Here is a 26,275-nt window from a genome sequence, read left to right as displayed (position 1 = left end):
CTAGAGGTCCTTCTCGTAGATCCGGTAGGTGCGGGTGATCTCGGCGTCGATGGCCCTGGCGATGGCGCGCATGGGCTCATTGTCCTCGAGGATCCAGCCGATCTCGCCGCGCGTTGCGCCATAGTTCGCGACCGAAGCCCGGCGCGTGTACTCGATCATCATGAAGGCCAGAAGCGAGGCCATGCGCGTGCCCTGGAGACGCTTCCGCACCCCCATGAGCGGCACCCGCATCCGCCTTACCTTCGGCTTCCTCAGCCGCCAGAGCAGCTTCGCCCAGCCGAAGGGAAAGAGCCTGCCGTCAAGATCGCGGGTGAGCTCGTTCACGTCCGGAAGCGTGAACATGAAGGCGACCGGCTCGCCTTCCACCTCGGCGATCCGGATGAGGTCGGGGAACATGACCGGCCGCAGCTTCCGGGCGGCAAAGGCGATCTCGGCGTCGGTCAGCGGCACGAAGCCCCAGTTCTCCGACCAGGCCTCGTTCAGGATCCCGAGCACGAGCTTCGCCTCGGCGTCGATGCGGCGCGGATCGGCCTCGCGCACCCGGATCTTCGGGTTGCGCTCGCCGGCCGCGATGATCCGCTGCACGAGCTCGGGGAACGGCTTGGCGATGTCGAGCTCCCAGGCGTGGAGGTCCTTCACCCCCGCGTAGCCGGCGGCCGTGACCATCTGCGCGTAGGACGGGCGGTGATGGCCCATCATCACCGCGGGCGCAGAGTCGAAACCGTCGACAAGGAGGCCGGGCTCGTCCCAGATGGACAGGCTCATCGGCCCCTGGGCGCGCGTCATGCCCTTGGCGCGCAGCCACTCCTCCGCCGTGGCGATGAGCGCGGCACCCACATCGGCATCGTCGCCTGCGACCTCGAAAAGGCCCCAGAGGCCAAGACCGGGCCGGCGCTCGAGCACGAGCCGATCCACGTGCGCGGCAATCCGGCCCACCACTTCCCCGCCGCGGCGGGCGAGGAAGCACTGCACCTCGGCATGGGCGAAATAGGGGTTGCGGGCCGGGCCCGAGACCAGGGCGAGCGCATCCCCGCGGAGGGGCGGAACCCAGTGCGGGTCATCGGCATAGACCCGCCAGAGAAGCTCGACGAAGGCCCGGAGGTCGGCCCGGCTGGTCGCCGGCGCGATGGACAAAGACACGTCGGTCAGGCGGCGTCCGCGCGTGCCCGGTCATCGTTCGCGGCAGCGGCGACCGGGTTGCGCCGACGCGGATGGCCCTTCGCAACCCCTCCGGAGAGCTGCGCGACCCACGGGTAGCGGGCGGCCACTTCCTCGGTGTAGCCGAGGTTGAACACCGTCGGCGACTTCGCTGGCCGGTCCTCGCGTTCGTAGAAGGTGCCGAACAGCCGGTCGGGCCAGAAGCTCACGATTCCGAAGTTGCCGGTCTCGTCATGGAAGTGGTGGGCCATGTGCCGCCGCTTCATCGCCGCAAGCCACGGGTGGCGCGGCTTGTAGGAGAGGTGCTGGATGCAGTGCGCGAACTCGTAGGCGCAGGTCATGAGGAGCCCGGCTGCGAACGCGACGAGCGCGCCGCCCGCCCCGCCGATGAGATAGCCGACCGGCGCGGTCGCAAGCGCGATGGTCGGCAGCGTGGTGTGGAGCGCGCCGAACAGCACCTCGAGGTGGTTGGGGTCCTGGTGGTGGTCGTAGTGGATGCGCTTCCACGTGCGCGCAAGCATCGGCACCCGGAACATCCAGGTGCCGTGCAGGATGAAGCGGTGGATGAGATACCAGGCGAGCGGGTAGATGAGCACGGCCGCCAGCGCTGCGGCCAAGGCCGCGCCAGCGGAGGGGCGCAAGACCCACGCCACCCCGAGAGCTGCCACGGCCAGGACGAGATAGGCCTGGATCGCGTAGTACTGGAAGTAGGCGACCACGAGCTCGCGCAGGCTCATCCGGTCAAGGTAGTGGGCACGGCTCCAGATCCCGGGGCGCCCAAGGCTTGGAATCTTCACGACTTCGGTTCCTCGTTCCACGGGTTGCGCTCATGGCGCTGCAATGCGGCGGATTTGGGGACGCGCGGCGGCATTTCCAGCAGGGCATGGCGCCCCGCGACGATCATTCCTCGGTGCGGAACAGCACGCTCTCGCCGACAAGGAAGAAGAGGAGGAACGGCGCCCAGGCCGCCGCGACCGGCGGCAGGTTGCCGAAGTCGGCCATGGCCATGGCGAAATTGTCGGCAACGAAGTAGGCGAACCCCAGCGCCAGGCCGATGACCGCGCGCAGGAAGAGCCGGCCCGAGCGGGCAAGACCGAAGGCGGCGACGGCTCCGAGCAGCGGCATGAGCGCGGCCGACAGCGGGCCTGCCACCTTGTGATGGAGCTCCGCGCGCAGCCGGTCGGTCGGCTTGCCCGCTGCCTCCAGCGCACCGATGGCCGGAAGGAGGTCCCAGAAGGCGGTGTGCTTCGGGTTGACGTCGCGGGTGGTGAACTGGTCGGGGCTTGCCGCAAGCGGCAGGACGAGCGTGTCATGCCGGGCCTCGCCAGCCGTCCGCACGTCGAACACGCGAACTTCGTCGAGACGCCAGCCGCCCTGGACCGGCACCGCGCGCGCGGCCTCGATCCGCGCGACGAGCCGGTCCTCCTCGCGGTCGAACACGACAAGATCCTCGAGGCGGGTCGCCGCGCCCGCGCCCGACACCCGGCCGGCGCGGACGAGGTCGGGGCCGCTTCGCACCCAGACCTCGCCGGAGCCGGTTCCGCGCGCATCGACCGGGCGATACTCAGCCGCCTTCCAGCGGTCGAAGCTTGCCTGCGCGCGGGTGAGGATGCGCTCGTTGAAGAGGAAGCTGACCCCGGCGACGGCGAGCCCTGCGAGCATGAGCGGGGCGAGAATCTGGTGGGCCGAGAGGCCGGCCGCCTTGAAGATCACGATCTCGCTGTTCTGGTTGAGGGTGATGAAGGTGAGGAGAGTGGCGAGCAGCACCGAAAACGGCAGGAACAGCGCGACGAGCTGCGGCAGGCGGAGCGAGACGTAGCGCCAGAGCTCGGCCTCGCCATTGCCCTCGACGGCGAGGATCCGGCTCGATTCGCCGAGGAGGTCAAGGGTCTGGAGGATGATGACCAGGCCTGCGAGGAAGGCGAGCGTGCGCAGGAGGAACATGCGCGCGGTATAGCGGGCAAGAGTCGGCGCCGGGAAAAGCCGGTCGGGCGCGGCACGGTGCAGGCGCGTGGCCATCAGCCGGCAGGAACCGCGACATCGGCGAACAGGCGGCGGCGCCGGCCGAACAGGTTCGCGACGCGCCGCTGGAGGGCTGCGAAGCCGCGCTCGAGCGCGCCGATGGGCTGGCCTCCGGGCCGGTGGGCAAGCACGTGATAGACCCACAGACAGAAGGCGGCGAAGGCCGCGAACGGGACCCACTGGGCCAGCACGGGATCGATCCGGCCGATGCCCGCCATCCGCTCGCCATATTCGGTGAGCTTGTGGTAGCTGACCAGGATCACGACGGAGAGGAACACGCCAAGCGCCGAGGTGCTGCGCTTGGGCGGCACGGCAAGCGCGACCGCCAGGAGCGGCAGCACGAACATGACGACGCACTGGATGATGCGCCGGTGCAGGGTGGCGGCCGCCTGCCGGCGTGCCTCGGGCGTGGCGGACGCGTCGGCCGCGGTTGCCGCAAGCTCGGGGATGGAGAGCTCGATGCTGCCGTCGCCCCGGGCGCGGAACCGCTCGATGGCCGGGAGGCTGATGGGAATGTCGTGCTGGGCGAAGGAAAGGGCGCGCGGCGTTGACCCGTCGGGGTCGTGCACCAGGGTGCCATTCTGCAGGCGCAGGAGGATGACGTCGGGGTCGTCGGAGCGCAGGAAGCGCCCGGTCGCAGCCGTTGCCGCCAGTTCGCCGCCCTTTGAGTCCACCGTGCGCAGGAAAATGCCACGCAGGTTCCGGCCACCCTCGAGGCTCTCTTCCACGCGCAGCGTGAAGCGCTTGCCGAAGGTCGCGAACTCGCCGACGCGGATGCTCGCGCCGAGCGCGCCGCTCCTCAGCTCGTAGCGCAGGCCCTCGTAGTTGTAGCGCGCGAAGGGCTGGAGAAAGCCGACGATGCCGAAGTTGATGACGGCGAAGAGGCTGGCAATGGCGAACGGTACCCGGAGCATCCGGCCGTAGGAAAGGCCGACTGCGCGCATGGCGTCGAGCTCGGAGGAGAGCGCAAGCCGCCGGAAGGCGAGCAGGATGCCGAGCATCACCCCGATCGGGATGCCGAGCCCGAGATACTCGGGGACCAGGTTGCCGAGCATCCGCCAAACGACCGAGACGGGCCCGCCCTCGTTGATGACGAAGTTGAAGAGGTTCAGCATCTTCTCGAGAAGGAGCAGCATCGCGGCGAGCACGAGCGTGCCGAACAGCGGCGCGAGGATGAGCCGCAGCAGGTAGCGGTCGAGCACGAGAAGCCGAGGCACCCTCGCGCCCCTAGCAGCCGCCTTCGGATGCCGGAAGGCCGGCCCCCGCAGGCTCCAGATGCGCCGCGATGGCCGCGAACTCGGCAACGCCGAGCGTCTCCGCCCTTCGGGTGGGATCGATCCCCGCTGCCGCAACCGCTGGCAGGTAGCCCCGGAGCGACTGCCGGAGCATCTTGCGGCGCTGGCCGAAGGCGCGGGCGGTGAGGTCGGCCACGCGTGCCACGGCCACGTCGGCGACCGGCGCCTGCGGCAGCAGCTGCACCACGGCGCTCTCGACCTTCGGAGCGGGCACGAAGGCCCGTGCCGGAAGCCGCACCAGGATGCGCGCCCGGGTGCGGAAGGCCGCCAGCACCGAGAGGCGGCCATAGGCCGGGTCGCCCGGGCGCGCCACGATCCGCTCGGCCACCTCGCGCTGGAACATGAGCGTGGCCGAGCGCCACCAGGGCGGCCAGGGTTCAGAAAGGAGCCAGCCGACCAGAAGGGGCGTGGCGATGTTGTAGGGAAGGTTGGCGGCGATATGGGCGCCCTCCCCCGCCAGCGCCCGCGCGTCGACCGCCAGCGCATCGCCCTCGACGAGGTGGAGCTGCCCTCCGGCCGCCTCGACGAGCGGGGCAAGCGCGGCGACGGCGCGCCGGTCGCGCTCGACGGCGACGACGCGGGCCCCGCGCTTCAGGAGCGCCCGGGTGAGCCCGCCCGGCCCCGGGCCCACCTCGTAGACCGTGTCGCCGGCAGCAAGCGGCACGAGTGCGGCAATGCGGTCGAGGAGATTGGTGTCGAGCAGGAAGTTCTGCCCGAGCGCCCGGTCGGCCCGGAGCCCGGCGGCGGCGATGACGTCACGCAGAGGCGGCAGCCCGTCGAGCCGGGAGGCAGGCCCGGAGGCCTCGGCCAGCGTCAAGACGCGGAGGCCAGGCGTGCCCGGGCGCACGCGCCGGCGAGACGGATGGCCGCAATCATCGCGCGCGGCGAGGCGAGGTTGCGGCCGGCAAGGTCAAAGGCGGTGCCGTGGTCCGGCGCCGTCCGCAGGATCGGCAGCCCGAGCGTCATGTTCACGCCCTCGTCGAAGTGGAGCGTCTTGAGCGGGATGAGCGCCTGGTCGTGATACATGCAGATGGCAGCGTCGTAGCGGCTGCGCGCTGCCGCATGGAACAGCGAGTCCGCGGCGAACGGGCCGGAGACGTCAAGGCCTTCCTCCCGCAGAAGGGCAATGGCAGGGGCGATCACGGCCTCCTCCTCGCCGCCCATGGCCCCTCCCTCGCCGGCATGAGGGTTGAGCCCGGCAATTGCGAGCCGCGGCCGCGCGATGCCGAAGTCCCGGGCAAGGCCGCGCGCAGCCGTCCGCGCGCGGGCGGCGATGAGGTCCGTGGACAGCAGGCCCGGCACCTCGGCCAGCGGCACGTGGATGGTGACCGGCACCGTCCGCAGGTCGGGCCCCACCATCATCATGGCGACATTGGTGGCCGCGACCCCGCAGCGTTCGGCGATGAACTCGGTCTGGCCCGGATGCCGGAAACCGATGGCGTAAAGCTGGCTCTTGGCGACCGGTGCGGTCACGACCCCCGCGACCGTCCCGGCGCGGGCGAGCCCGACCGCGAGCTCGACCGAATCGAGGGCGCAGCGCGCACCGGCGAGGCTGGGCTCGCCCGGCACGACGGGCCCCGGGTCGTCCACCTGGAGGAGCGGCAGGCCCTGGTCGAAGACGGCCGGGGCCTCCCGAGGGTGGCCGATGCCGATGACCGGCCCTGGCCACACGGCCTCAAGCGCCCGCCGGTCGCCGATCGCAAGGAACGGAGAGAGGCCATGGGCATGACGCATGGCCCAGGCCTTGGCGGTCACCTCCGGCCCGATTCCGGCCGGGTCGCCGAGCGCCACTGCAAGGGGAGCGAGAGGCTCGCCGGGCGCCACGCTTCCCGCCCGCGTGGCGCCTCGTGCAGCCCCGGCGAGAAGCTCGTCCATCATCGGTAGTCCACGACCGCGTCGCGCCGCAGATCCCGGAGATAGCGGCGAGCGGCACTGTTGACCCGCTCGTCCGTGATCTGCGCGTAGATGGCATCGAACGAGGGCATGCCGGCGTTCGCGGGAGGATCATCCCGGCCGCACAGCACCAGCACTCGCAGACCATCGCGCTGGGAGCCGAAGGCGGGCGTTGCGCCGCCGACGGGCAGGCGGGCGACGATGTCCTGGAGCGGTCCGGGGAGGTCCCCCAGGCGGATGCTGTCGTTGGCGACGACGGTGCCGCCGAGCTCCGCGGCAACCGCCTCGGCGCGGCCGCAGCCGCCCATGGTGCGGGTGCGCGCCTGGATCTGCTCGGCAATCTGCCGCGCCTTCGCCTCGGTGGTGCCCTCCGGCAAGGCCACCGTGATCTGCTTCATCGAGAGGATGGCGTCAGCGGGATTGGCGGCAAGCACCTGGCGCTGGTCGATCAGGGCGACGATGGCGACCCCGCCCGGCACCACGACCGGGTCCGAGACCGTGCCGCGCGGCATCTTCACGATGACCTCGGCAAGCTGCGGCGAGAGCTGCTCGGCGCGCACCCACCCAAGATCGCCGCCGACTGCCGCAGTCGAGGCCTCGGAGAACTGGCGCGCATAGGCAACGAAGCTCGCACCCGAGCGGATCGCCTGGACCATGCGCGCGGCATCAGCGAGCACCCGCGGCAGCTGGTCGGGCGTGGCAGACAGGAAGATCTCGCCCACCCGATACTCGTCCTTGCCCTTGGACTCCTCGAGCTTGCGGATGATCGCGGCAACCTCCTCCTCGCCGACGTTGACGAAGGGCTCGATCCGCTTGCGCAGCAGCCGCGACCAGGCGAGCTCGGCACGGATCTGCTGCTTGATCGAGGCCGGCGACGAGCCTGCCTGGCGGAGGAAGCGGGCGAACTCCTCGGGGCTCTGGCGGAAGTTGGCCGCGACCCTCGCATAGGCCTGCTCGACCTCGGCTTCGGGCACGCTCACCTCGTTCTCGCTTGCCGCCTGGATCTGGAGCTTCTCGTCGATAAGGTTGCGCAGCACCTGCACGCGCAGGATGTCCCTTTCCTGCTCGGAGACGCGGCCCTCACTGGCGGCAAGCACGAGGGCGAGACGCTGGTCGACGTCGGTGTCGGTGATGATGTCGCCGTTGACGATGGCCGTCGCCTTGCGGACGTTGGGCTCGAGCGAGCCGAGCACCGTGAGTTCGGGAAGGTCGGCGAACAGGCCCTGGCCGGGCGCACGCAGGCCGACGGTCTGCTGGGCCTGGGCGACCGGAACGGCGGCAACGGCGAGGGCGAGAAGTGCGGAAGCGATGACAGCTGTTCGGAACGGCATCGGCAGGAACGGACTCACCTTGGGCGCGGGGCGTTGGCGCCCGGCTCTGCGGGTATCACCTAACCTTAGATCGCCACCGATGCCATAGCCGGGCGGCGGTGAACGCCGGCTGACCCCGGCGTCACCGGGCGGGCGTCACCGGGCGGGCGTCACCGGGCGGGCGTCACCGGGCGGGCGTCACCGGCCGAGGTTCGTGAGCCGGAACGACACGGAGAAGCTGTTGCCCCGGGGCGCGTTGAGGTTGTCGACATAGTTGCGCCGCCACGTGAACCGGAAGTCGAAACACTCGTCCTGATACATCACCCCCACCCGGTGGCGGATCGGCTGGAAGCCGTCGTTGACGGTTGCCGGGTCCTCGCCCGTCGAGGTGAGGTCGATGATCATGGATGCGAAGGCCGACCAGTAGCGGAACAGGGCAACCTGCGCTCCGAAGCGGAGCTCCTCCTGGTCGACGAGATCCTCGAGGGCGCTGTCGCGGTTGAAGCGAAGATAGCCGACGGTCGCGAAGGTCGAATCGGTGCCGAAGCTGAGATCCAGCTCGCTACGGCGGACGGTCAAGTCGTCCTTGTCGAGCCGCACCCGCTGCGTGAGCGAGCCGAACCTGCCGGCCCTCAGCGTCACCCGGCCGACGATGTCGGAGAGCCTGTCCTCGAGGCCTGATCCTTCCGGAAACAGCCCCGGATGGTCGGTGAAGCGATAGCTCTGGCCGATGTCGGCAGACAGCGCGATCCCCGGCCGCGCCCAGTCCCACGACAGGCCATAGGCCATCCGCACCCCGCCTTCCCAGCGGTCGAAGCCGGGGAAGCGGTTGAAGGCGAACAGGCCAAGGTCGTCGAGCTCGACGGCGCGGCTGTCCTCGTTCGGGATTCCCCGGTTGGCGCCGCGCGTGGAGGCCACGAACTGCAGCCGCGGGGTCAGGTTCTGGGTGCCGCGGCCGAGAGGGCCCACGAGCGGCCACTGGAGATCGACCGCGACGAGCGGCACGATGCGGCCCCGGAAGCCGTCCTCGCCGGCGTAGGCCGGGTCATCGGCGAAGGCTGCGTCGGCGACATGGTAGCCGTCGGCGCGCACCAGGCCCGAGACGGTGATTCGCTGCCCCATGGGCGTGGTGAACAGCCGGTCCCACTGGAGCTGCGCGAGAAGGCGGTTCATGTCCTGCCCATCCTCCCGGAACAGGCTGAGGGCATTGGTGTCGAAGCGGAGCCGGCCGCCGAGCGGGCGCATGGCTGGCCGCCAGGTCACGTCGAAGAGGGGGAGCGCGATGGGCGTGCGCGCCGGCGCGGCACCGGGCGCAAGATCCTGAAAGTACCAGCCGCGCCCGCCGAGGTAGAGGCTCTCCGTCTGCCGCTCGATGGCGTAGACCGTCCGCAGGCGGACATCGTAGGTCAGTTCGTAACGGCCCGGAAAGGTGCGGTCGTTGGTGAGCCGGGCGGAGAAGGTCGAGGTCCAGCCGCCCGCATGGCGCACACGGCCGTTGGCCTCGAAAAGGCCCCTGGCGGCCTCGCGCCCGGTCGTGACGATCCCGCCGCCGGTGTCGAACCGCCGGCCTTCCGACCAGGTGGCGGCCAGACGCGCCCGCACCGGGCCTCCTGCCAGCAGGTGGCGATATTCCACGTCCAGGAGCGGGTTCTCGCGCGTGTAGAGGCGGGCCGTGGCAGTCAGGTCCCGGTCGGGGCCAATCGCCCAGTACCACGGGATGGCCAGCTCGAAGCCGAGCACGTTCGAGACCGTGACATCCGGCGAGAGCAGGCCGGACTGGTTGCGGAGCGCGCTGTCCGGGTGCGAGAAGGACGGAAGCCCGAGGACGGGGCGCCCCAGCACCTCGAAGCGGACACGGCGGTAGAAGACGCGGCCCTCCGCCGGGTCGTGGCGGACCCGGACCGCCCTGACGGCCCACAGCGGCGCCTGCGGGCAGCCCGCGTCGTCGAGCACGTTGCAGGGCGAGTAGATCGCCCGGTCGAGCTGCGACACGCGGTCCTGCCGCCGGGCGGCCCGCGCGGCCAGCCTTCCGCCATCCTCGAGCACGAGGAGGAGATTCTCGATGGCGCCGTCACGAAGGTCGTCGGAGAGCAGGATCAGGTCGGCCACGAGCACGTTCCCGCGCGCATCGCCGATGCGGACCGCGCCCGCGGCCTCGACGGTGCCGGCCCGCCGGTCCCAGGTGACGCGATCGGCCGTCAGCACCTGGTCGGCCCGGCGCAGGATCACGTTGCCGGTTGCGATGACCTGGTCCTCGCGCTCGAGGTAGACGAGCTCGTCGGCGGCGAGGGCCACGAGCTCCTCGGCCTCCGGGTCCTCCTGCGGCGACGCGTCGGTCGCCGACGCACCCTCCGCCGGCACCCCTGCCTCAGCCGACGCGGCGAGGACGGCCGCAGCGCAGCAGACCGGCAGCAGGTGGCGCGCCATCGGCATGCGGCGGCGCTTAGGGGGAGGCGGCCAGCGCTCGCAAGCCGCGAGGTCTGCCGTCAGATCGGAATCACGCGGCGACGCTTGGAGAAGTGGAGGTAGCCGACGTTGGCACCGATCCGCCAGCCGGCGCCGAGGCGCACCGGCACAAGGCGGACCCGGTCGAGCTGGTGATACCCCACCGAGACGCCGCCGACGAGATAGGCCCGTCCTTCGATGGCCGGGTAGCGGCGGAAGATCTCCTCGCTGTCGTGAAGGTCGTAGACGAGGATGAACACGGTGGACGCATCGCCGCCGACGTCGGGGCCGAAGGAGGGGCCCTGCCAGTAGACCCGCCGGTTGCCCTCGACCTTGGAATGGAGCGTGCCCTTGCCGTAGCGGAGGCCGACGCCGAAGGCGCCGCCGCCTTCCCGGCCGACGATGTAGGCGTTGGGCCGGCCGTTTTCGGCGAAGGCGCGCTCGATCGCCTTGGCGAGACCCTGCGTCCCCTTGCCGAAGGCGCCATCGGCCGCGGCCAGGATCTCCTCGAAGCTGTAGCCCGAGGACTCGGTCTTTTCAGCTGACGCTTGGGGTCCGCGGGTCTGGGCAAGGGCTGGAACCGCAGCGAGCGTCGCGGCAATCAGGACAGCGCGGATCCACATGCCCACCCCCTTGCCGCCCGGGCGTGAATCGCCGGTGAATCGGAACGAAGGCACGCCGTCAGCCCTCGGCCACCACCCGGTTCCTCAGCACCGGAATGCCGCTCACCTCCACTTCCACCAGGTCCCCCGGAAACAGGAAGAGCGGCGGCGTGCGCTTCTCGCCCACCCCGGCGCAGGTGCCCGTCGCGATCACGTCCCCCGGCTTCAGCTCCGTAAAGCCGCTGATGTAGCCGATGAGCGTCTCGATGTCGAAGAGCATGAGCGCCGTCTCGGTCTCCTGCACCACCCGCCCGTTGACGCGGGTGGTCAGCCGGTGCGCGCGCCAGTCACCGAAGTCCTCGGGCGGCACCAGCTCCGGGCCGATGCTGCCCGAGCGGTCGAAGTTCTTGCCGGGCGTGAACTGGGCGGTGTGGCGCTGCCAGTCCCTCACCGAGCCATCCATGAAGCAGGTGTAGCCGGCCACGTGGGAGAGCGCATCCGCGCGGCCGATCCGCCGGCCCGGCCGCCCGATGACGACCGCGAGCTCGCCCTCGAAGTCGAGGCAGTCGGAAGTGGCCGGCTTCACGATGCCCTCCCCCGCCGGCACCAGCGAGGCCGGCGTGCGCAGGAAGAGCATCGGGTGCGCGTCGCGTTCGCCGCGGCCCATCTCCTCGCGATGGGCCGCGTAGTTGACGGCCGCGCAGAAGATCCGCGCCTCGGGTGCCGGAAACCAGCTCATGCGGCGCACCGTTCGGGGACGATCCGGACGATCCCGCGTGCGCTTGGCAGCAGCGCGACCGGCGGTTCCCCGAGGGCCTCGGCAAGCTCGGGGCTCGCGATGTCGAGGCCGCCGGCGTAGCTGCCATAGGCGGGAAGGACGAGCCGCTCCCCGGCGAGCGCGAAGCAGCGGCGCGCCGGGCCGCGCACACCGGGGAGGCGGACTTTGGGGTGGAAGTGGCCCGAGACCTCCGGACCGGCTCCGCCGGCCTCGTGGCGGAAGCGGAGGCCCTCCACCTCCCATTCCCGGACCACCCGCCCGCCCAGGGTTCCTGGGGCGTGGCCGTCATGGTTGCCGACGATCCAGGTCCAGTCCACCCGGGCAATCAGGGCGGCGAGGCGTTGGCGCTCGGCATCCGGCAGGCGGCACGGCCCGGCGGCGTCATGGAAGCTGTCGCCGAGCGCCAGCACCGCGGTGGCCCCCGTCGTGGCGATGGCGCGCTCGAGCCGGGCGAGCGTATCGCGACTGTCGTACGGAGGCACCAGCCACCCCTGGCGTGCGAGCGCACTTCCCTTCTCAAGATGGAGGTCGGCGACGATCAGCAACCGCCGCGCTGGCCAGAAGAGCGCCCCGCAGGGCAGGGGTGCGAGCGCGTGCCCGCCAAGCCGCAAGGTTTCCATGGCGGAACGGATAGCGAACATCGCGGTCGCCGAAAAGGGTCAGAAGCGGGTCATCCAGCCGGCCTCGACCTGCACCTCGGGGTCCTTCCGGCCTGGTGTGTCGGGCCGGTCCCCCTGGGCCCGGAGCTCGAGCCGGAGGTCGCCGAACCGGCTCGGCACGTCGGCGCCGACGGTGCCGATGAGGAAGCGCTCGTTCGTCCGCGAGATGCGATGGAGCGGGGTGGACGAAACGTTGATGTTCGCATCCCGCAGCGAGGCGTGGAAGCGGCGGTTGCGCGTGTCGATGACGGCCACGTCAAACGAGAGCATGCGGGTATCGCCGTCGAGCGAGAAGCCGATCGGCCGGCGGTCGTAGGTGAAGCCGTCGGTGTAGATGAAGTGGTTGTAGAGCGAGCCTGGGAACTTGGTGCCGCCGAAGAAGTGGGAGGCCAGCGTGTCGACATATTCGATGCCGGCCGACCAGCTGGCGCCTGAGCGCCCGAGCGGGCCGGCGATGCGGCCGCCGCCGCGGCGAGCGAACTGCTCGATGATGATGTTGTCCGCGTCTTCCGCCACCGTCTCGAAGAACAGGCGGCCGGCATGCCCGCCGCTGCCGATCGGGAAGTTCCAGGCAAGGTCGAAACCGGCGATCTGGTTCCCGGGCTCGTCGAAGGAGCCCGTGTTGTCGAAGTCGCCGAGGCCAAGGAGCGCCCGGGCGAACGTGTCGAGGTCGCAGGGGCGGCCCTTGCCGCACTGCTGCATGGCCCGCTGGAAGCTGACGGTCAGGCCGGGCACGGGCTCAGCCTCGAAGCGCATCGCGACCACGACCGCGTTGCGGTAGTCGCGCTCCTCGTCGAGCACGCCGCCGAACATCTCGAACCGCACGGGCCCAAGCCAGCGGAGCACCGGCAGCTTGATCTGCTTCGGCTCGAGCATCCTGAAACCGACCTTCGGGAAGGGCCGGGCGGAGGTGGAGAAGAGGAGGCCACCCTCCTCGCTCGGCCCCCAGTCGGTCTCGACATGGCCGCCATAGAGCGCGAGGTTGCCAAGCCGCACTGCGGCCGTGATCGGCCGGAGCTGGGCGCCGCCAGTCACTTCGGTGGCCGGCCGGTCGCCGCGGCGGATGAAGCTGGCACCCCAGCCGAACGTGAAGCGGCCCACGTCGTGCGAGGCGCCGACCATCAAGTCGACGTCCCCGCGCGCAGTGCGCTGAAAGCCCCTGACCAGCGCCGGCTCGTTCGTGACCCGCGCCTCGGCCCGGAACCGGGTCGGGCGGCGGTTCCAGTCCGCAAGCAGGCGCACGCGCCGAAGGGCGGCCTCGACATTGGGCGGCAGCGCCATGCCCTCCGCGCGGAGAAGGCCGCGCTCGATCTGCGCCCAGGGCAGCGGCCAGCTCTCGGCCGGGCCGGTGATGATCCGGTGGGCGCGAAGCAGCTCGATGTCGGCCCTGAGGCGTGCGTCGCCCGGCTCGGCCCAGGGCCCGGCCAGCGCCGGAGATGCCACCAGCGCCATCAGCACAAGCGCCGGCCGCATCAGGCCCGCGCCAGGTGCCGCTCGGCGAGCGCGAGCGCCCGCGGGTCGTCGACGTCGAGCCAGAAGGCGTCCCCGATGTCGCGCGCCAGCGCCCGCCCCGCACGGGCGAGCCGCCGGACGCCGTCGGAAAGGGAGGGCGAGTCGAGCTGCTCCAGCGCCGCGACCAGCGCCGGGCTCACGACGAAGGCCCCGGTGTCGTGGGCGTCGTAGATTCGGAGGTCCTTGCCGAGATCCACGATCCGCTCCTCCCGCGTCCGCACCCGAGTCACGTCCGCCTCGTCGACGGCCGGATGCCCGAGCCTCCGGTCGACCGCAAGCACAACCCCGTCACGAACCGGACCCTGGGCGACCAGCCGCTGGAGAAGCTGCGGCGAGACGAGATGATCCCCCATCACGAGGAGCGTCCCCTCGCGGATATGGACACGTGCCGCCAGCACCGAGACGCCGTTGGGTGCCCTGCCCCACGCCGGGTTCTCGACCGTCAGGGTGTCGGGGACCTGCGCGACAACCGCCGCGACCTCGGCAGCCGCATGCCCCACGACGACCGTGACCCGGCCCACACCCGCCGCGCGCAGCGCATCGATCACGCGGAGGAGGAGCGGCCGGCCAGCGACCGGCACCAGCGGCTTGACCGGGGCCACGGAGCGCAACCGCGAGCCGGCGCCCGCTGCGAGCACCACGGCGCCCGGCCTGCCGGTCACGTCCGGCCTAGTGACGGCAGGAGCCGGTATCGCCGCGCAGGAAGGCCTCGACGGCGGCCTCGGCTTCCTCGTCGCGCATCTGCCGCGGCGGATGCTTGCACCAGGCAGCCGAAGGGCCCTCGAGCACACCGCCGACGCCGCGGTCGAGCGCGATGCGCGCGGCGCGGATCATGTCGATGGCAACCCCTGCGCTGTTGGGGCTGTCCTCGACCGAAAGCCGAAGCTCGAGGTTCATCGGCACCCCGCCGAAGAGGCGGCCCTCGAGCCGGAGAAAGGCGACCTTGTTGTCCTTCTGCCAGGCCACATAGTCCGAGGGCCCGACGTGGATGTTCTCGGGGTCGAGCCGCCGCTCGGTCGCCGCCTGCACCGCCTCGGTCTTGGAGCGCTTCTTGCTGGACAGCCGGTCGCGGTTCAGCATGTTGAGGAAGTCGGTGTTGCCGCCGGTGTTGAGCTGGTAGGTGCGGTCGAGGCGGACACCGCGGCGGGCGAAGAGGTCGGCGAGCGTGCGGTGGACGATCGTCGCTCCCAGCTGGGCCTTGATGTCGTCGCCGATGAGCGGAAGCCCGGCCTCGGCGAAGCGCCGCGCCCAGGCGGGGTCGCTGGCGATGAAGACCGGCATGGCATTCACGAACGCGGCTCCCGCGCGCAGCGCGGCCTCGGCGTAGAAGGCCGTCGCCCGCTCGCTGCCGACCGGCAGGTAGTTCACGAGCACCTCGGTTCCGGCGCGCTTCAGATGCTCCGCAGCCTCGTCGACGCTGGGCTGCGGCAGGTCGGCGATGCGGAAGCTGCGCTCGGCGGGGGCCTCCAGCATGTGCGGCGAGACGCCGTCGAGCACGGCCCCCATGGCGACGATCGCACCCGTCGGCGGCACATGGTCACAGAAGGTGGCGGTGCAGTTGGGCGGCGCGAAGATGGCCTCGGCCACATCCCGGCCCACCTTCCGCGGATCGACGTCGAACGCCGCCACGATGCGCAGGTCCTTCGGCCGGTAACCGCCCATGTCCCAGTGCGAGAGGCCGATCGCCTCGTTGGCGCCGCCATTGCTGTAATGGGCGATCCCCTGCACCAGCGAGCTGGCGCAATTCCCGACCCCGGCAAGCGCGACGTTGATGGACAAGAGCAGATCCCCATGCTGATGTCAGCGGCAGACGGCTGACATGGAACTGACATGTTTGGCCGCTCAGCTACCCTGCTCGCCCCGGCCGGGCAAGAAAGCATAGCGGGTGGCGGCGAGATTTCGGCGGATGGCGGGCGCCTCCTGGCAGGCGTAGGCTTCGAGGTGCACGAGGAAGCGCGCGTGGGAGACGGCGAAGGTGAGCCCGGCGTAGGCAAGCAGCACCAGGAAGCCCTCCCACCAGAGCCCGGCCAGTCCGAAGGGCAGCAGGGTCCAGAAGAAGGTGTTGCGGCGGCCGGCCACCAGGCGGAAGCCGCGCTCGAACGGCCCCCAGTCGTCGAGCTGGCGCCCCGTCAGCCGGCGGAAATATTCCCCGTGGATGGCCTCGAGCAGCGCGAAAAGGATGATCCCGCCCGCGGCCAGCCAGGCGGCAAGACCATGGCCCTGCCCTGCGAACCAGCCGCCGAGCGCTGCAAACCAGCCATATTCGAGGATCTTGTCGAGGACATGCTCGAGATCGCCCCAGCGGGAATATTCGACTCGCGTGCGGGCGAGCTTGCCGTCCACCCCGTCGAGCGGCCCGACGGCGAGCACCAGGAGGAGGCCGGGAAGCAGCAGGCCGTTCGCGAAGCAGAGGAGGGCCACGAGGCCGAGCACCGCGGTGGCGAGCGTCACCATGTTGGGCGTGACCGCGGTCGGCCACAGCCAGCGGACCAGCGCATTCTCGACCGGCGGGTGAAGAAACCGGGCAGGCCAGTCGAGACAGCCCTTCTGCGCGGCATCGAGCAGCGCCCGCTCGGCTTCCGCCCGCCCCGAGTCCCCGCGGGGGCGGACCCAGACGAAGGGCACCTCCCGGCGCCGGCCCTCGGCATAGCGGGGCAACGCCGAGACGGGCAGCAGCCGCGCGCCTTCGGCCAGCGCGACTCGCAGCAGGGTCGACGCCGGCTCCCACTCGGCGTGGGCCTCCAGCGCCTCGCGGGCAACACTTGCGGGAAGGCGCGCAACGGAGGCCCAGTGCACGTCACCCGCCACCCGTTCCGCCCCGGCCGGCGGCTCCCGGTCGAACACGAGCACGCTCGGTCCCGGCTCGGCGCGCGCAACCGCCTCGACCAGCCGCTCGTCGAGCACCACCCCCGGCTCGAGCACGAGCATCTCGCCCGCCTCCCCGGCGAGCCGTTGCGCCAGACACGCCGCGTCCGGAACGGTCTCCACTGGCCCCAGGGCGAGGAGCCGCCGCGCGACATCGGCGGGAAGGCGCGGCGCCAGCACCCACAGGCGCCGCGCGCCGGCGCGCAGCGCCTGGCGCACCTGGCGCTCGAGGACCGTACGCCCGGCGACTTCGACGAGGCCCGCCCGCAGGTCTCCAGCCGCTGCGTCCCCTGCCGAGACGAGCGCCGTCAGCGTCGAGCCGGTCCCGGTCATGGCACACGGCTTAGGGGGGCAGCGCTGCCCTTGCCAAGGGCGCAGGGCTCGGGGAAGGCCCTCGCGTGACCGTGTCGCCTGCCGACCCTGCACCTGCCGCCCCGCCGCTCCCCGACCCTCGCGCGATCGACGTCCCCTCCAACCGCTTCCTCCTCCATCCCATCGCCGAGCGGTTGCTCCCCCTCGCGCTCCGCCTCGGCATCCCGGCCAATGCCGTGAGCCTCGCCGGCCTCGGTCTCGGCCTGCTCGCCGCCGTCTGCTACCACCACTGGCAGGACTGGCGGCTGGTGCTCGCCGGCTGGGGGCTGATGCTCGGCTGGCACGTGCTCGACGGGCTCGACGGCCGGATCGCCCGGGCGACCGGCACGGCCACCGCGCTCGGCCGGTTCATCGACGGCTTTGCCGACTATGGCGTGTTCGTCCTCGTACATGTGGCGCTTGCCCTCTCGCTCCCCGACCCGGTGGCCGCGCTGGCGCTGGCGCTCGCGGCAGGGGCCGCGCATGCGCTCCAGTCCGCCTTCTACGAGGCCCGGCGCGCGACCTTCCTGCGCCGGCTTGCCGGCTCGTTCGCCGTCGCCCCCCGCGTGGCCGCGGGCGGGCGGGTCGAACGGCTCTACAATGCACTGGAGTCGCGCCTCGGCCACCGCGCGACGGCGCTCGACGCCGCCCTCGCCGCCGCAGGCCCGGCCGAGCGGCAGGCGCGCCTCGCCCGCTGGGCAGCGGCAGCGCTGCCGCCCCTGCGCCTTGCCTGGCTGCTCAGCGCCAACGCCCGGACCCACGCGATCGCGCTGGCCTGCCTGCTCGGCGACCCGCGGCTTGCCTGGTGGTGGGAGCTCCTTGTCCTGACCGCCCTCGCGCTTCTCATAGCGGCACTCCTCGGACGCGCCGAAGCACGGGCAGCAGTCACCTCGCGCCGCGCGGTTGCAGCGATGCCGCCCGCGCCCTAAGCCCGTTGCCGCAGGGCGAAGGGCAGGACTCATGGGGAACGAGACGCGGCACCCTCCGGTCGCGGCGCTGGCGGCAGCGGTGCTCAGCATCGGCTGGCTGGCCTTCGCGCTGACCATCCCCGAAACCGCTGAAGGGCTGCGGAGCGGAGAGCCGGGGCGGCTGCTCGAGCTTGCCGCCAAGGTGCTGGTGGTCCCGGCGCTCCTGTTCGCGATCGCCGCGGCCTGGCGGCGCCCGCAGGTGACGGTCCGGCAGGATCTCCTCGCCGCCTCGGAGGCGACCGAGAGCGGAGCGGTCGCGGCGGCCGGGTCGCTCGCGGGCCGCCTTGCCGCCACCCGGGAGATGCTCGAGCTCGACGTTGCAGCCGTGGAGGCGCTGACGGAGCGCCTCGGTCAGGCGGCCGGCGCCGCCGCTGCCACCCTGCGCGAGGCGACCGCCACGGCCGGCGGGGTCGCCAACGCCGGTTCGGCCCTCGAGGCGGCCGCCGCGCGCGGCCTTGCTGAAGGCGAACGGCTGCGGGCCATGCTGGAAGGCCTTGCCGGCGAGCTCGAGGCCCGCCGCGCCGGGCTTGCCGCCGAGGCCGACCGCCTCGCCGAGGAACGCGCCCGCCTCGAGGCAGCGCACGAGGCGCTGGCTGAGGCCGCCGCGCGAAGCAGCGCCGCCATTTCCCAGCAGACCGGCCTGGCCGGCGGCGAGGCCCGCGAGGCGCTTTCGCTCGTCGAGTCGGCGGCGGCGACGCTGGCCGAGACGGTCGCCGCCCAGAAGGCCGCGCTCGAGGCCGCGACCGCCGAGGCGCGAGCCACGCTTGCCGCCATCGGTTCGGAAGCTGCCCGCGCGCTCGGGCGCCACCTCGAGGCGCTCGTCGCCCAGGCGCGAGAGCTCGAGAGCCGCATTTCGGCCCAGACCGGCGTGACCGAGGAGCTGGTCCGAACGGCCGACCAGGGCTTCCAGATCCTCGACAAGCGCCTCGAGCACGCCGCGCGGACCACCGGCCAGACGCTCGACGGTCTCCAGGCCCGGCTCGCGGCTACCGCACAGGCGATCGACGGCCTCGCCGAGCCCATTCGTGGCGGGCGGGCGGCCGTCGCCGAGGTCGAGCAGGCGGTGGCCGCGCTCGACGGCGCCGTCCGGGCGCTTGCCGAGCTGCTCTCCGCCACCTTGCCGGAGAGGGCGGCCGCGGCAACGGGCACGGCCGAGTCGCTCGCAACCGAAGTCACGCGGCTCGCCGGCGCGCTCGCCGACGCGCAGGCGCGCGCCACGGCGCTCGCCGAGCCGGTCGCGGCGAGCCGCGCCACCCTCGACGAGGCGACGGCCCGGTTCGAGGCCCAGCGGGAGGCGGTGCGGATCGCTGGCGAGGCTCTCGTCGTCGAGCTGGAGCAGGCGCGCCAGCTCATCGCCGAGGTGGAGCGCGCAACCGAGGCCACTTCGCTTGCCGCCGCGACCCGCCTCGTCGATGCCCTGACCCGGGTGCGCGACGTCTCGCAGCAGGCCACCGGCACGATGCGCGAGATGCTGGAAGGCCTGGTTGCCGAGGCCCGGCAGGCGCTGGGCGAGGCCGCGCAGTCCGCGCTTCGTGCCGGCTTCGTTGAAGCCGTTGCCGAGCAGACCGCGGCGGCCGAGGCGCGCGCGAAGGCTGCGGCCGAGCGCTCGGCACAGTCGCTCGCCGCGCTCGCCGAGGCGCTTCGCCTCGTCGACTCGCGGGCCGAGGAGCGGCTGCGCGAGCTTTCCGACCTCGGCGCGCGGGAGCTGGCGAGCGCGGCCCAGCTGCTGACCGATCGCCTCGCCGCGGAGTCCGTCACCATCGCCTCGGCACTCGGCCGGGAGATGGACGCGGAGGACTGGGCGAAGTGGCGCGCGGGCGAGCGCGGCCTCTTCAAGCGGCGGGCGCTCGCGCTGCTCGAGAAGCAGGAGGCGAAGGCGCTGAAGGCGCTCCTCGAGCGCGATTCGGAGTTCGCCGGCGCCGCCCGGCGCTTCACTGCGGGCTTCGAGGCGCTGGTGGCGCGGCTCGAGAGCGGCTTGGGCGCAGGCCTTGCCGCAATCATCCGCAATTCCGAGACGGGCCGGCTGGCCGCCGCACTCGTCGAGGTGCTCGAGGACTAGGGCCGGGGCTTCGCCGGGTCGAAGAAGAGCGCGAAGAACTGCTCCCGGGTGATCCACCCGAGCTCCCAGTTAGCCCAGAAGAGCAGGAAGAAGACGGCCGAAAGCAGCGTGGTCACGACGACCTTGCGCTTCAGCATGGGCGCGTGCGGCGCGCTCGGTGCCTGGCCCGGCACGAGCGGCTCGCCGGCCTCCGCGCTCGTCTTCACCCCCCATGGCAGCACGAGGAAGAAGGTGAAGGTCCAGAACAGGAGGTAGAGGGCGAGGAGCGAATACCACTTCATGCCAGGTCGAGGATCTGGACTTCGGTTAAGGGCTTCTTGCCCGTCCACTTGCGCGCGACCCGGCGGACGGCGAGCTTCACCTCGTCCTCGAGCCGGCGCCGGTCGGCAAGCGGCACCTTGCGCGCGGCTTCTTCCGCAGCCTCGGCGCAGTCGGCGAGGAAGGCCTCCTCCTCGTCCTCGACCGGCACGCCGCGGGCAAGTACGCCGACGTCACCTGCAAGCCTGCCGCGCCGGTCGTAGACGAGGGTGACGACGATGAGCCCGCCCCAGGCGAGCTTCCGGCGCATTGCCATGGTGGTGCTGTCGGCGGGCAGGATCACCTCGCCGTCGAGCACCAGCCGCCCCGCCGGCACGTGGCCGACGATGGCAGCCTCGCCGGGCGCCAGGCGGATGACGGCGCCGTTCACCGGCACCACCGCCTGCGGCACCCCGCAGGCCCGCGCCAGCCGCGCATGCTCCTCCATGTGGCGCCGCTCGCCGTGCACGGGCACCGCCACCTGCGGGCGGATCCACGCATACATGGCCTCGAGCTCAGGACGCCCGGGGTGCCCCGAGACATGGACATGGGCCTGCCGGTCGGTCACGATCTCGACGCCAAGCGCCGCAAGCGCGTTCTGCACCCGGCCGATGGCCAGCTCGTTGCCGGGGATCTGGCGCGAGGAATAGACGACGAGATCGCCCGGCTCGAGCCGGATCTGCGGGTGGGTGCCCTCCGCCATGCGGGCCAGCGCCGCCTGGGGCTCGCCCTGGGTTCCGGTCGAGGCGATGAGGAGGGTTTCGGGCCGCGCCGTCGCCGCGGCATCGAGCGGCATGAGGCCAGGAAGGTCGCGCAGGTAGCCCGCCTCGCGGGCAACCTCGACGATCCGCTCGAGCGACCGGCCCGCCAGCACCAGCCGCCGGCCCGTGGCGCGGGCCACCTCGCCCAGCGTCTGGATGCGCATCGCGTTGGAGGCGAAGGTGGTGACGACGACTCGGCCCGCCCGCCGGCCGGCGATGAGCCGCATCAGCCCTTCGCGCACGTCGCTCTCCGAACCGCTCGCCTCCGGGTTGAAGACGTTGGTCGAGTCGCCGACCATGGCCAGCACGCCCGCCTCGCCGATCGCGCGCAGCTCCGCCTCGTTCACCGGGTCGCCGATGAGCGGGCGGTCATCGAGCTTCCAGTCCCCGGTGTGGAAGATGCGCCCGTGGGGCGTCTCGATGACGAGGGCGTTGCCTTCGGGGATGGAGTGGGTGAGCGCCACGTAGCGGCAGGCGAAGGGGCCGAGCGCGAGCTTGCCTCCAAGCGGCACCACGTGGAGCGGCACGTCGCGGTGAAGCCCCTCCTCCTCGAGCTTCCGCCGCACGAGCCCGGCCGTGAACGGCGTGGCATAAAGCGGCACGCCGAGGTCGGCGGCGAGGTAGGGCACGGCCCCGATGTGGTCTTCGTGCCCGTGGGTGAGGACGACACCCAGGAGGTCGGCGCGCCGCTCCTCGATGAACGCGAGGTCCGGCAGCACCAGATCGACGCCGGGCATGTCCGGGCCGGCAAAGGTCATGCCGAGATCCACCATGATCCACTTGCCGCGGCAGCCATAGAGATTGACGTTCATGCCGATCTCGCCCGAGCCGCCGAGCGGCAGGAACAGGAGCTCGTCGCCCGGGGTCGTCACGCGGCGACCCTGTTCGCGGCGTCGAGGCGGATGAGCCCCTTGATGGTGAGGTCAGGGTCGACCGCGTGGATCGCGCCTGTGTGCCGGCCGAACAGCGGCGCAAGGCCGCCGGTTGCGATCACCGTTGCCGGCGCGCCGATCTCGCGCGTGATCCGCTCGACGAGCCCCTCGATGAGGCCCACATAGCCCCAGAACACGCCCGACTGCATGGCGTGCACCGTGCCCTTGCCGATGGCGCCCTGCCCTTCCGGAGGCGGCTCGACGGCGATCCGCGGCAGGCGGGCGGCGGCGCGGTAGAGCGCATCCATCGAGAGGTTGATGCCGGGCGCGATCACCCCGCCCTCGTAGCCGCCGTCGGCCGCCACCACGTCGAAGGTGGTCGCGGTGCCGAAGTCGATGACGACGAGCGGCCCGTCGTGCTCGGCGTGGGCGGCCACCGCGTTGACCAGCCGGTCCGCCCCCACTTCCGCCGGGTTGGGCAGACGGATCGGCAGGCCCCAGGCGAAGCCCGGCGCGCCTGCCACCAGCGGCTCCACCCCGAAATACTTCCGCGCCAGCCCGCGGAGGTTGAACAGCGTCTGCGGCACCACGGAGGCGATGATCGCGTGCGTGACCGTGGCCCGGGGCACGTCGTTCATGGCCATCAGCTGGTGGAGCCAGACCCCATATTCGTCGGCCGTGCGGGCCGCGTCGGTCGAGATCCGCCAGCGGTGACGGATCTCCGCGCCCTCGCACAGCGCGAAGACGATGTTGGTGTTGCCGACGTCGATCGCGAGCAGCATCAGGCGGCACTCGGCTCCGGCGCGCCGAGGAAGATGTCGCCTGCGCGCAGGGACTCGACGCCCTCGGCCGTCCGCACGCGGAGCGCCCCGTCGTCGGCGAGATCCTCGAGGGTCGCCCGCCGGCCGTCGCCGAGACGGATCGGCGTGCCCGGCGGCAGGCTGCGTGCGCGCCACGCGGCGGCAATCGGCGCAAAGCCTTCCACCCGCCAGAGCCCGAGCGAATCGGCGAAGGCCTCCGCCAGCTCGGCGAGGAAGCGGTCCGGATCGGGCGGGGGCGGCGGGAACGCGGCAGTGGCGCGGCCGGACACGTCGGGCGCCTGCGCGAGGTTGACGCCAATGCCCACGACCACGTGGTCGCCCGCGCGGTCGAGCAGGATGCCGGCGAGCTTCGCGCCACGAAGCAGCAGATCATTGGGCCACTTGAGGAGGATGCCGGCCTCGGGCGCGTGGGCGGACGCGACCCGGTGAAGGGCAACGCCGGCCACGAAGCCGAGCTGCTCGGCCGGCGGGTCGCCGGGGCGGAGCCTGACCAGCCCGGAGGCCGCCAGGTTGCCTTCCGCCATCTGCCAGGGCCGGCCCTGCCGCCCGCGGCCTGCCGTCTGCCGGCGGGCGCGCACCCAGGTGCCGTCGGGCAGCTCCGCCACGCGGGCGAGAAGCCAGTCGCTCGTGCTCGGCGTCTCGTCGAGGACGATCACGCGAGCGCCCGCGCGGCCTCGGCGCCCCAGGCCGCAAGCGGGCCGAGCAGCAGGTAGCCGAGCGGCGAGGAGAAGGCCGCAGCCGCCCCCACGACGGCCGGGTTGACCCCCTGCTCGCCCGGAAGCACGACCACCCCGGCCGGCGGGTCGATGAACATGATCTTGACCACGCGGAGGTAGTAGTAGGCCGCCACCACGCTTGCGAGCACGCCGAGCACGGCAAGCGGCCAGAGACCAGCTTCCACGGCCGCCGAGAAGACGGCGAGCTTCGGCATGAAGCCGAACATGGGCGGGATTCCGGCAAGCGAAAACATGAAGATGGCAAGCGCAGACGCGATGCCCGGCCGGGTGCGGGCAAGCCCGGCCAGGTCGGCCAGGTCCTCGAGCTGGCGGCCGTCGGCATCGACGAGCATGAGAAGCGCGACGAAGGCGCCGAGCGTCATCACCAGATAGACGAGAAGGTAGAGGAGCACGGCCTCCACCCCGGCTGCGGTGCCGGCGGCGAGCCCGATGAGGGCGAAGCCGATGTTGGCGATGGCCGAGTAGGCGAGCAGGCGCTTCATGCTGGTCTGGGCGATGGCCGCAACCGAGCCGAGCAGCATGGAGGCGATGCTCATCACGAGCACGATCTGCTGCCAGTCGGCCTTCATGCCGCCGAACGCCTCGTAGAGCAGCCGGAGCATGAGCCCCATCGCCGCGACCTTGGGCGCGGTGGCGAAGAAGGCGACGACCGGGGTCGGCGCGCCCTCGTAGACGTCCGGCGTCCACATGTGGAACGGCACGGCCGAGACCTTGAAGGCGAGCGCCGCGAGCAGGAAGACGAGGCCGAAGAGGGCGCCGAGGTTCCGGACCTCGCCGGCCACGAAGGCCTTGGCGATATCGGCAAAGCTCGTGGAACCCGCGAAGCCGTAGACGAGGCTCGCGCCGTAGAGCATGAGGCCGGACGCCAGCGCGCCGAGCGCAAAATACTTGAGGCCCGCTTCCGAGGAGCGCGACTCGTCACGGTGGAAGGCCGCGAGGACATAGGCCGACAGCGACATGAGCTCGAGCCCGACGTAGAGGCTGAGCAGGTTCTGCGCCGAGACCATGATCGCCATCCCGAGCGTCGCGAGAAGCACGAGGAGCGGGTACTCGAACCGGGCGGTCGCAAGCCGCCGCAGGTAGGGCACGGCAACGAGGATCGCTGCGGCGCTTCCGAGGAAGACCAGAAGCTTGAGGTGGCGGGAGAAGGCGTCGGCCACGTAGAGACCGTTCCAGGCGGCAAGCCGCCCCGGCGCCTGATCGAAGAGGGGGACGGCGGCAAGGGCCAGCAGCAGCACCGACGCCCAGGAAAGCCCCTCGAGCGCCCGGTCCCCGCGGAAGGCGCCGACGAGAAGGAGCACGCAGATGCCGGCGGCCAGCACCACTTCAGGAGCGCCGACGGAAAGCGACTGGAGGAGCGTCACGAGGCCGGTCCTTCGGCGGCAACGGCCGCGACCTGCGGCCGAATGACGGGCGTCTTCGGCGCCTCCGCACGCTCGAGCCTGGCGACCAGCCCGGCCACAGGAGCCTTGAGCGGCGCCATGACGGGCGCCGGGTGGACGCCGATCGCGAGCACGCCGGCAGCGAGCGGCAGCATGACGGCCCACTCGCGGGGCCTGAGATCGGGCATGGCCGCGACGTCGGGCTTGTCGAGCTCGCCGAAGGCGACCCGGGCGTAGAGCCAGAGCATGTAGGCAGCGCCCAGGATGATGCCCGTCGTCATCACGACGCCAAGCCAGCTCGAGGCACTGTACATTCCGAGGAGTGCCAGGAACTCGCCCACGAAGCCGGAGGTGCCGGGCAGCGCGATCGAGGCCATGGTGAACAGCATGAAGAAGACAGCATAGCGCGGCATGTTCGTGGTGAGACCGCCGTAGCGGTCGATCTCGCGCGTGTGCAGCCGGTCGTAGATCACGCCCACGCAGAAGAAGAGCGCCGCCGAGACGAGCCCATGCGAGAGCATCACCACCATCGCGCCCTCGATCCCCTGCGGGTTGAAGGCGAACAGGCCGCCCGTCACGAAGGCCATGTGGGCGACCGAGGAATAGGCAATGAGCTTCTTCATGTCGGCCTGCGCGAGCGCGACGAGCGAGGTATAGACCACCGCCACCATCGAGAGCGCAAAGACGAGCCACATGAGCTCGACCGACGCCTCGGGGAACATGGGCAGCGAGAAGCGGACGAAGCCGTAGCCGCCCATCTTGAGAAGGACGCCGGCGAGGATCATCGAGCCCGCGGTCGGGGCCTCGACGTGGGCGTCGGGAAGCCAGGTGTGGACCGGCCACATCGGCATCTTGACTGCGAAGCTCGCGAAGAAGGCGAGCCACAGCCAGGTCTGCGCGCTCTTCGGGAAGTCGAAGGCCATGAGCGCCGGAATGTCGGTGGTGCCCGCCTCGCGGATCATCCAGAGGATGGCAAGCAGCATCAGCACCGAGCCGAGGAGCGTGTAAAGGAAGAACTTGTAGCTGGCGTAGATGCGCCGCTTGCCGCCCCAGATGCCGATGATGAGATACATCGGGATGAGGCCCGCCTCGAAGAACAGATAGAAAAGAAGGATGTCCATTGCCGCGAAGACGCCGATCATCAGCGCCTCCATGACGAGGAAGGCCGCGAGATATTCCTGCACCCGCTCCTTCACCGACTCCCAGCCGGCAAGGATACAGAGCGGCATCAGGAAGACGGAGAGGAGGAGGAGGACGAGGCTGATCCCGTCGATGCCGAGGTGCCAGCTGAACAGCCCGCCGAAGATCTCGTGGCGCTCGGTGAACTGGAAGGCTGCCGTCGACGAGTCGAAACCGGCCCACAGCCACAGGCCCATCACGAGGAGCAGGAGCGTGGTGCCGAGCGTGACAAGGCGGGCCTCTGCGGCCTCGAGCCGGAGGACGAGAAGCGCCGCCGCCAGCGGCAGGAGGATCATCGCCGAGAGCATC

General features: G+C 71.5%; 23 protein-coding genes. 2 read left to right on the top strand and 21 right to left on the bottom strand.

Going from position 1 to position 26,275, the window contains the following annotated elements; translation table 11 throughout:
- The 15 genes from H3H34_RS03580 to H3H34_RS03510 all read right to left on the bottom strand — a co-directional run bounded on the left by H3H34_RS03580 (nucleotide 1) and on the right by H3H34_RS03510 (nucleotide 16,872).
- Nucleotides 1-1,149, bottom strand: coding sequence for an N-acetyltransferase (locus tag H3H34_RS03580; protein ID WP_207790787.1), 1,149 nt, complete (start codon nucleotides 1,147-1,149; stop codon nucleotides 1-3).
- Nucleotides 1,146-1,895, bottom strand: coding sequence for a sterol desaturase family protein (locus tag H3H34_RS03575; RefSeq protein ID WP_194744105.1), 750 nt, complete (start codon nucleotides 1,893-1,895; stop codon nucleotides 1,146-1,148). The genes H3H34_RS03580 and H3H34_RS03575 overlap by 4 nt, the downstream gene beginning before the upstream one ends.
- A gap of 163 nt (nucleotides 1,896-2,058) precedes the next feature.
- A complete protein-coding gene (gene lptG / locus H3H34_RS03570) occupies nucleotides 2,059-3,177 on the bottom strand; it encodes an LPS export ABC transporter permease LptG (protein ID WP_194743841.1) in 1,119 nt (372 codons plus the stop codon).
- A complete protein-coding gene (locus tag H3H34_RS03565) occupies nucleotides 3,177-4,397 on the bottom strand; it encodes an LptF/LptG family permease (RefSeq protein ID WP_194743840.1) in 1,221 nt (406 codons plus the stop codon). The genes lptG and H3H34_RS03565 overlap by 1 nt, the downstream gene beginning before the upstream one ends.
- Nucleotides 4,398-4,407: 10 nt before the next feature.
- On the bottom strand, nucleotides 4,408-5,292 hold the full coding sequence (gene rsmA, locus H3H34_RS03560) for a 16S rRNA (adenine(1518)-N(6)/adenine(1519)-N(6))-dimethyltransferase RsmA (RefSeq protein WP_235945262.1): 885 nt from the start codon (nucleotides 5,290-5,292) through the stop codon (nucleotides 4,408-4,410).
- Nucleotides 5,289-6,353 carry a 4-hydroxythreonine-4-phosphate dehydrogenase PdxA gene (gene pdxA / locus H3H34_RS03555; protein WP_235945260.1) on the bottom strand — a complete coding sequence of 355 codons (1,065 nt, stop codon included), beginning with the start codon at nucleotides 6,351-6,353 and terminating at the stop codon, nucleotides 5,289-5,291. The genes rsmA and pdxA overlap by 4 nt, the downstream gene beginning before the upstream one ends.
- On the bottom strand, nucleotides 6,350-7,699 hold the full coding sequence (locus H3H34_RS03550) for a peptidylprolyl isomerase (RefSeq protein ID WP_194744102.1): 1,350 nt from the start codon (nucleotides 7,697-7,699) through the stop codon (nucleotides 6,350-6,352). The genes pdxA and H3H34_RS03550 overlap by 4 nt, the downstream gene beginning before the upstream one ends.
- 177 nt (nucleotides 7,700-7,876) lie before the next feature.
- Complete coding sequence (locus H3H34_RS03545; RefSeq protein WP_194743839.1) at nucleotides 7,877-10,111, bottom strand: LPS-assembly protein LptD; 2,235 nt, start codon at nucleotides 10,109-10,111, stop codon at nucleotides 7,877-7,879.
- Nucleotides 10,112-10,164: 53 nt separating this feature from the next.
- Nucleotides 10,165-10,746, bottom strand: a complete 582-nt coding sequence (locus H3H34_RS03540; protein WP_194743838.1) for a DUF1134 domain-containing protein — start codon at nucleotides 10,744-10,746, stop codon at nucleotides 10,165-10,167.
- Nucleotides 10,747-10,804: 58 nt separating this feature from the next.
- Nucleotides 10,805-11,464, bottom strand: coding sequence for a fumarylacetoacetate hydrolase family protein (locus H3H34_RS03535; RefSeq protein ID WP_194743837.1), 660 nt, complete (start codon nucleotides 11,462-11,464; stop codon nucleotides 10,805-10,807).
- Nucleotides 11,461-12,123: a ligase-associated DNA damage response endonuclease PdeM gene (gene pdeM, locus H3H34_RS03530; RefSeq protein ID WP_194743836.1), complete on the bottom strand. Its 663-nt coding sequence runs from the start codon at nucleotides 12,121-12,123 to the stop codon at nucleotides 11,461-11,463. The genes H3H34_RS03535 and pdeM overlap by 4 nt, the downstream gene beginning before the upstream one ends.
- A gap of 39 nt (nucleotides 12,124-12,162) precedes the next feature.
- Complete coding sequence (locus H3H34_RS03525; RefSeq protein WP_194743835.1) at nucleotides 12,163-13,635, bottom strand: capsule assembly Wzi family protein; 1,473 nt, start codon at nucleotides 13,633-13,635, stop codon at nucleotides 12,163-12,165.
- Nucleotides 13,635-14,336, bottom strand: coding sequence for a phosphocholine cytidylyltransferase family protein (locus H3H34_RS03520; protein ID WP_328831126.1), 702 nt, complete (start codon nucleotides 14,334-14,336; stop codon nucleotides 13,635-13,637). Before H3H34_RS03520 ends, H3H34_RS03525 begins: the two co-directional genes overlap by 1 nt.
- A gap of 7 nt (nucleotides 14,337-14,343) precedes the next feature.
- Complete coding sequence (locus tag H3H34_RS03515; protein ID WP_408033944.1) at nucleotides 14,344-15,453, bottom strand: inositol-3-phosphate synthase; 1,110 nt, start codon at nucleotides 15,451-15,453, stop codon at nucleotides 14,344-14,346.
- Between the two features lie 63 nt (nucleotides 15,454-15,516).
- Nucleotides 15,517-16,872 carry a CDP-alcohol phosphatidyltransferase family protein gene (locus H3H34_RS03510; protein WP_194743834.1) on the bottom strand — a complete coding sequence of 452 codons (1,356 nt, stop codon included), beginning with the start codon at nucleotides 16,870-16,872 and terminating at the stop codon, nucleotides 15,517-15,519.
- Between the two features lie 65 nt (nucleotides 16,873-16,937).
- Between H3H34_RS03510 and H3H34_RS03505 the strand changes: the two genes are divergently transcribed.
- Together H3H34_RS03505 and H3H34_RS03500 are read left to right on the top strand one after the other, a co-directional pair.
- Nucleotides 16,938-17,819 carry a CDP-alcohol phosphatidyltransferase family protein gene (locus H3H34_RS03505; RefSeq protein WP_194743833.1) on the top strand — a complete coding sequence of 294 codons (882 nt, stop codon included), beginning with the start codon at nucleotides 16,938-16,940 and terminating at the stop codon, nucleotides 17,817-17,819.
- Nucleotides 17,820-17,850: 31 nt separating this feature from the next.
- Nucleotides 17,851-19,917: a coiled-coil domain-containing protein gene (locus tag H3H34_RS03500; protein WP_194743832.1), complete on the top strand. Its 2,067-nt coding sequence runs from the start codon at nucleotides 17,851-17,853 to the stop codon at nucleotides 19,915-19,917.
- Here the strand turns inward: H3H34_RS03500 and H3H34_RS03495 are convergent.
- Genes H3H34_RS03495 through H3H34_RS03470 form a run of 6 tightly spaced genes read right to left on the bottom strand, consistent with a single transcriptional unit; the run spans nucleotide 19,914 to nucleotide 26,274 of the window.
- Nucleotides 19,914-20,198 (bottom strand): DUF1467 family protein, encoded by a 285-nt coding sequence (locus tag H3H34_RS03495; protein WP_194743831.1) that lies wholly within the window; start codon nucleotides 20,196-20,198, stop codon nucleotides 19,914-19,916. The two genes, H3H34_RS03500 and H3H34_RS03495, sit on opposite strands and share 4 nt — an antisense overlap.
- A complete protein-coding gene (locus tag H3H34_RS03490; protein ID WP_194744099.1) occupies nucleotides 20,195-21,787 on the bottom strand; it encodes a ribonuclease J in 1,593 nt (530 codons plus the stop codon). The genes H3H34_RS03495 and H3H34_RS03490 overlap by 4 nt, the downstream gene beginning before the upstream one ends.
- A gap of 56 nt (nucleotides 21,788-21,843) precedes the next feature.
- A complete protein-coding gene (locus H3H34_RS03485) occupies nucleotides 21,844-22,629 on the bottom strand; it encodes a type III pantothenate kinase (RefSeq protein WP_194743830.1) in 786 nt (261 codons plus the stop codon).
- Nucleotides 22,629-23,324, bottom strand: a complete 696-nt coding sequence (locus H3H34_RS03480) for a biotin--[acetyl-CoA-carboxylase] ligase (protein ID WP_194743829.1) — start codon at nucleotides 23,322-23,324, stop codon at nucleotides 22,629-22,631. The genes H3H34_RS03485 and H3H34_RS03480 overlap by 1 nt, the downstream gene beginning before the upstream one ends.
- The gene (nuoN, locus tag H3H34_RS03475; RefSeq protein ID WP_194743828.1) at nucleotides 23,321-24,769 is read right to left on the bottom strand and encodes an NADH-quinone oxidoreductase subunit NuoN; all 1,449 of its coding nucleotides are present in this window, start codon (nucleotides 24,767-24,769) and stop codon (nucleotides 23,321-23,323) included. Before nuoN ends, H3H34_RS03480 begins: the two co-directional genes overlap by 4 nt.
- Nucleotides 24,766-26,274 (bottom strand): NADH-quinone oxidoreductase subunit M, encoded by a 1,509-nt coding sequence (locus H3H34_RS03470; protein ID WP_194743827.1) that lies wholly within the window; start codon nucleotides 26,272-26,274, stop codon nucleotides 24,766-24,768. Before H3H34_RS03470 ends, nuoN begins: the two co-directional genes overlap by 4 nt.
- Between the last annotated feature and the right edge of the window lies 1 nt (nucleotide 26,275).

Source organism: Thermaurantiacus tibetensis (genome assembly GCF_015354055.1).
Lineage (GTDB): Bacteria > Pseudomonadota > Alphaproteobacteria > Sphingomonadales > Sphingomonadaceae > Thermaurantiacus > Thermaurantiacus tibetensis.
This window is presented reverse-complemented; position numbering and strand designations above follow the sequence as displayed.

What these genes read in the sequence shown, in the direction of transcription:
- H3H34_RS03490 (WP_194744099.1), bottom strand. Translation starts at nt 21,787, where the DNA reads ATGAACGTCAATCTCTATGGCTGCCGCGGCAAGTGGATCATGGTGGAT.
- H3H34_RS03495 (WP_194743831.1), bottom strand. Translation starts at nt 20,198, where the DNA reads ATGAAGTGGTATTCGCTCCTCGCCCTCTACCTCCTGTTCTGGACCTTC.
- H3H34_RS03575 (WP_194744105.1), bottom strand. Translation starts at nt 1,895, where the DNA reads ATGAGCCTGCGCGAGCTCGTGGTCGCCTACTTCCAGTACTACGCGATC.
- H3H34_RS03540 (WP_194743838.1), bottom strand. Translation starts at nt 10,746, where the DNA reads ATGTGGATCCGCGCTGTCCTGATTGCCGCGACGCTCGCTGCGGTTCCA.
- H3H34_RS03510 (WP_194743834.1), bottom strand. Translation starts at nt 16,872, where the DNA reads ATGACCGGGACCGGCTCGACGCTGACGGCGCTCGTCTCGGCAGGGGAC.
- H3H34_RS03485 (WP_194743830.1), bottom strand. Translation starts at nt 22,629, where the DNA reads ATGCTGCTCGCGATCGACGTCGGCAACACCAACATCGTCTTCGCGCTG.
- H3H34_RS03470 (WP_194743827.1), bottom strand. Translation starts at nt 26,274, where the DNA reads ATGCTCTCGGCGATGATCCTCCTGCCGCTGGCGGCGGCGCTTCTCGTC.
- pdeM (WP_194743836.1), bottom strand. Translation starts at nt 12,123, where the DNA reads ATGGAAACCTTGCGGCTTGGCGGGCACGCGCTCGCACCCCTGCCCTGC.
- H3H34_RS03500 (WP_194743832.1), top strand. Translation starts at nt 17,851, where the DNA reads ATGGGGAACGAGACGCGGCACCCTCCGGTCGCGGCGCTGGCGGCAGCG.
- H3H34_RS03535 (WP_194743837.1), bottom strand. Translation starts at nt 11,464, where the DNA reads ATGAGCTGGTTTCCGGCACCCGAGGCGCGGATCTTCTGCGCGGCCGTC.
- H3H34_RS03545 (WP_194743839.1), bottom strand. Translation starts at nt 10,111, where the DNA reads ATGCCGATGGCGCGCCACCTGCTGCCGGTCTGCTGCGCTGCGGCCGTC.
- lptG (WP_194743841.1), bottom strand. Translation starts at nt 3,177, where the DNA reads ATGGCCACGCGCCTGCACCGTGCCGCGCCCGACCGGCTTTTCCCGGCG.
- H3H34_RS03525 (WP_194743835.1), bottom strand. Translation starts at nt 13,635, where the DNA reads ATGCGGCCGGCGCTTGTGCTGATGGCGCTGGTGGCATCTCCGGCGCTG.
- pdxA (WP_235945260.1), bottom strand. Translation starts at nt 6,353, where the DNA reads ATGATGGACGAGCTTCTCGCCGGGGCTGCACGAGGCGCCACGCGGGCG.
- H3H34_RS03550 (WP_194744102.1), bottom strand. Translation starts at nt 7,699, where the DNA reads ATGCCGTTCCGAACAGCTGTCATCGCTTCCGCACTTCTCGCCCTCGCC.